Source organism: Bacillus cereus group sp. N21, assembly GCF_016483395.1.
GTDB lineage: Bacteria > Bacillota > Bacilli > Bacillales > Bacillaceae_G > Bacillus_A > Bacillus_A pseudomycoides.
This window is the reverse complement of the sequence record NZ_JAEHBX010000141.1, coordinates 1-4,438: the sequence shown is the minus strand read 5'-3', so window position 1 is coordinate 4,438 and position 4,438 is coordinate 1. Positions and strand designations below refer to the sequence as shown.

Sequence of the window (4,438 nt, the reverse complement as noted above, 5' to 3'; positions counted from 1 at the left end):
TAACATCAGGCTGATAATGTTTCCACTTGAATACATGTTCCTTTGCCATACCGATCACACCTTTTCTAGAGTAATAGTATCAGTATGTCCAAGTGTTAGAGATTACTTACACGTATATTAAAGTTTTTGCACCAGAACCAATATTCTTAACTTCTTGATGTCATCATTGAATTCTAGAAAAATAATCCAACAAATGCTTGAGTTATTCGGAAATAAAAAGAAGAACAATAAAGGATGGATTTGGGCTTCTTTACTAGGATTAGGAACAGTTTTAGGGTTATTAGCAACATGTAATTCAAGTATGATGAGACCGATAAAACATAAGTTCCAAGGTTTTCAAAATAAAACAAGAACATTTATTCCATCCAAAGTAAACTTAGCAAATATGGAATTTGCTGATGAAATTACACCTAACAACCAAAAGAGACATGGTAACCAAACTAATAATCATCACCATTACAAGACAAAAATCCCATCAAAACAACAGTAAATAGATAGCCGGTTCTTTATCTTACAGGGAACCGGTTAATTTATGTCTAAACGTACAATCTTCTTTTTGAAATGGTGATCCTTAATACATCCTTAAAGTAATCATTGATTTATACAAAAAACTGCAAATTATCATTATATATTTTTATATCTTTTATAAAAATGAGGATACTACATTATGAAGAAGTTTTTAAAGTTTAGCTTGATAGGAATATTAAATACACTTATCACAATTATTAGCTACATAGCTTTGGTTAAAGTTGGTATCAATTACCTTACCGCTAACTGCTTTGCTTATTTAATTGGTGTTATTAACAGTTATTATTGGAATAAAAATTGGGTTTTTGAATTCAAAAATAAAGAGATATCATTATTTTTGAAATTCCTAACCGTAAATTTAATTGTATTAACTTTTAATACAATTAAATTTATTCATATTAGTTGATAAACTTTTTATCAATAAGTTTATCTCACAACTTTTTTCTATCAGTGTTGGTATGATAATGAATTTTTTCCTTAATAAACCTTGGACATTCAACAAACAAAATCATTTGCAATAATTTAATATATATTCCTACTACAAGGAGGGTAAAAGCTTGGAGAAACTTATTTCAATTATCGTTCCTATGTATTTTGAAGAAGAAGTAGCACAAGAATGTTATAATTGCTTAAAGTCTGTTATGCTACAAAATAATATTAATTATGAATTTATCTTTGTAAATGATGGTAGTACCGATCGGACGATGGAAATTTTAAAAGGTATTTCAGCCGAAGATTCTCGTGCTAAAATCATAAACTTTGCTCGTAATTTTGGACATCAAATAGCTGTAACAGCAGGAATTGATGTTGCCAAAGGTGATGCTATCGTAATCATTGATGCTGATTTACAGGATCCACCTGAAGTCATTCCAGAACTTATCGCAAAATGGGAAGAAGGTTATGAGGTTGTTTACGCGAAGAGAAAACGGCGTGACGGTGAAACTTGGTTTAAACTTGTAACAGCTAAATATTTCTACCGCTTCTTAAATTTCATGTCTGATATTAATATTCCTAAAGACACAGGTGACTTCCGTCTTATTGATTGTAAAGTAGCAGATGTATTCAAACAAATGACAGAACGAAATCGTTTCGTACGTGGAATGATGTCCTGGATTGGATTCCGCCAAACATATATTGAATACGCAAGAAATGAACGTTTTGCGGGTGAAACAAAATATCCATTAAAGAAAATGATGAAATTTGCCTCAGATGGTATTATTGCATTTTCCACAAAGCCACTAAGAATGGTTATGACTTTAGGTTTAATCTCTGTATTGATTTCTATTGTAGTCTTGATATACTCAGTTATTGTTAAAATTGTTGGACAAGACATTCAAACTGGGTGGGCTTCTCTTATGGTTGCTATCACATTCTTCAGTGGTGTGCAACTGCTTAGTCTTGGTATTGTCAGTCAGTATATCGCTCGTATTTATGACGAAAGTAAGAATCGACCAATTTATATTGTAGAAGAGACTGTGAATATAGAAGAGGATATAGCTGTATACGATAAGAACAAAATAAATAGATCTTAAATATACTAAAAAGAATTATAGTACGTGTATTTCACTGCCATAATTCTTTTCTTTATTTAGATTAAATAATGACTGCAATCTAGTCTTTGAGCCACTTAGCCGTTAACTCCTTTTTTAATTTCTATAAATTGTTGCATAGTATTATTATTCTCAGCTTTTACATTTCTTTCCCTACAAAAAGAAGATGATACCAATAAACTAGGAGCTACGCAAATTGGTAGTATTCTTTTTTATACGACAAAATCTTCTCCGTAATATATCGTTCCTTCCTTTAACAATAAGAATAGACTTTTCTTTTTTATAAAACTAATCAAGGTCACAAAATAATACCATTTTCATCCGATGTTTCTCCCTCCTATTTCACATTTAAACTTATAGCAATTTGATCACCCAGGGATAATTTCTTTCGTTTAGGAAATTTTATAAATAAACTTTTTTTAAATTTCTTGAGGTGCATTCAATGTTTTTAAACCAGAATAACAAAGAATTAAAGTTACTTGTTTTTGCAGCAATTATACTCATTCTTTATTTGTCTCCTTTATTTATTCTTGGAGAAAATGCGCATATTCGCGTTCATGATAATCTTGATTCCAATTTGTCCTGGTATAAGGTTTTGGCAAGGAGCGGAGAGATAATAGGTCCGATTGATGCTACAATTCCACAGGTGATAAACAATCAATTGTCAAGAAACGCATTTAGTACGGAATTTAGTGGTATTGTTTGGTTGTATGCTTTTTTTCCAAATATGGTTGCATATGCATTGAGTCAAACGATTACAAGAGTGGTTGCGTTTATAGGGATGTATGTTCTTTTAAAACAACATTTTTTACCTAGAGAGGAATGGAGGGTCAATTCAATAGGAGTTTCATTAGCTTTTGCTCTTACTCCTTTCTGGCCGTCAGGAATGCTTAGTACTCTCGGAATGCCTCTTGCACTTTGGGCATTTTTAAATATTCGAAAAGGAGAAAGATCGTGGAAGAACTATTTTGTACTTACTCTTATTCCTCTATATTCGAGTATTGTTTTAGGTTTTTTCTTTTTTTTAAGCGGCATAGGGGTTCTTTGGTTAGTAGACTTAGTAATAAAAAAAGAATGGAACTTTCGTTTTCTTTTTTCAATTATTTATATGACGCTCATTTACATGATTGTAGAATATCGCTTAGTATCTTCCTTCTTTTTATCTACTGCACCTAACAGTAGAGACGAATATTTTCATGCAAGATTATCGTTATGGCGGTCTCTCCGCCTCACAGTGAAAAATTTTCTTTTAGGACATACCCATGTCATGACAGTCCATATATTTGTTATTTTACCTGTCATACTTATTGCTTTGTATTTTATCATTACTAAGAAACAATGGAAGCAAGAAAAAGTCTTTGTCTTTTTGTTCTGGTTTAACATAGCTTTGTCAATTTGGTATGCTTTTTGGTTTTATAAAGGTTGGCTTCCATTAACAAAACGTTTTCACATTTTGGATACATTTAATTTTGCACGTTATCATTTTTTGCGCCCGTTAGTTATTTATGTTTTATTCGCTCTTGGATTAAAAGTTTTATGGTTACAAGGGAAAATATGGAGACACGCTGTAACAGGTTTTGTGATTGCTCAAATTATTTTGTTAAGCTTTTTTAATGAGGAAATTATTTTTCAAAATAAACCTTCAGTAAAGGAATTTTTTGCAGAAGAACAATTCCAGGAGATAAAAGAGTATATCGATTTACCTTTGGAACAGTACCGTGTCGCTAGTATTGGTTTACATCCTGCTATCGCTCAGTACAATGGATTCTATACACTTGATACATATAATAATTTTTATCCTTTATCGTATAAATATGAATTTCGAAAAATAATCGAGAAGGAACTAGCGAAGAATGAAACGCTTCGTACGTATTTTGACGAATGGGGTGGCCGCTGTTATATTTTCACCGATGAACTTGGAAAACACTATATGTTTACAAAAAACTCGAACAAACGCTTGAAAAATGTAGAACTAAATATAGAGCATTTCAAAAAAATGGGTGGTCGTTACATATTTTCTGCTGTCCCAATTGAAAATGCAGCAGAAAACAATTTATCTCTTGAAAAAATATTTACATCAAACACATCCGCTTGGAAAGTTTATTTATATAAAGCAATATAGATACTTGAAATAGATTGCCTCTCTCGATGTAAAATAATAAAAACCAAACAAATATTTGTTTGGTTTTTATTATTTTTTATTAAATTGAACCACTCACCATTTAACACCCTAACAGACCATTTGAAATGAAAAATTCCTAAGTAAAAAAACCTAGCGGTTTCTAATTGAACTGTACCCCGAATCGTGGACACTTAAAAAAAGTCCATGCTTCGGGGTTTTTGTGTATCTTTACACTCAT

General features: G+C 31.3%; 3 protein-coding genes and 1 pseudogene. All 4 read left to right on the top strand.

Annotation, left to right across the window (positions count from 1 at the left end; all coding sequences use genetic code 11):
- The first annotated feature begins 157 nt into the window (after positions 1 to 157).
- The 4 genes and pseudogenes from JDS96_RS29715 (at position 158) to JDS96_RS29700 (ending at position 4,200) form a co-directional block, all read left to right on the top strand.
- Positions 158 to 490 carry a hypothetical protein gene (locus JDS96_RS29715; RefSeq protein WP_199668994.1) on the top strand — a complete coding sequence of 111 codons (333 nt, stop codon included), beginning with the start codon at positions 158 to 160 and terminating at the stop codon, positions 488 to 490.
- Between the two features lie 177 nt (positions 491 to 667).
- A pseudogene (locus JDS96_RS29710) lies at positions 668 to 1,049 on the top strand (GtrA family protein).
- 36 nt (positions 1,050 to 1,085) lie between these two features.
- The gene (locus JDS96_RS29705; RefSeq protein ID WP_199668993.1) at positions 1,086 to 2,060 is read left to right on the top strand and encodes a glycosyltransferase family 2 protein; all 975 of its coding nucleotides are present in this window, start codon (positions 1,086 to 1,088) and stop codon (positions 2,058 to 2,060) included.
- 460 nt (positions 2,061 to 2,520) lie between these two features.
- Positions 2,521 to 4,200: a DUF6044 family protein gene (locus tag JDS96_RS29700; RefSeq protein WP_199668992.1), complete on the top strand. Its 1,680-nt coding sequence runs from the start codon at positions 2,521 to 2,523 to the stop codon at positions 4,198 to 4,200.
- The last annotated feature ends 238 nt before the right edge of the window (positions 4,201 to 4,438 follow it).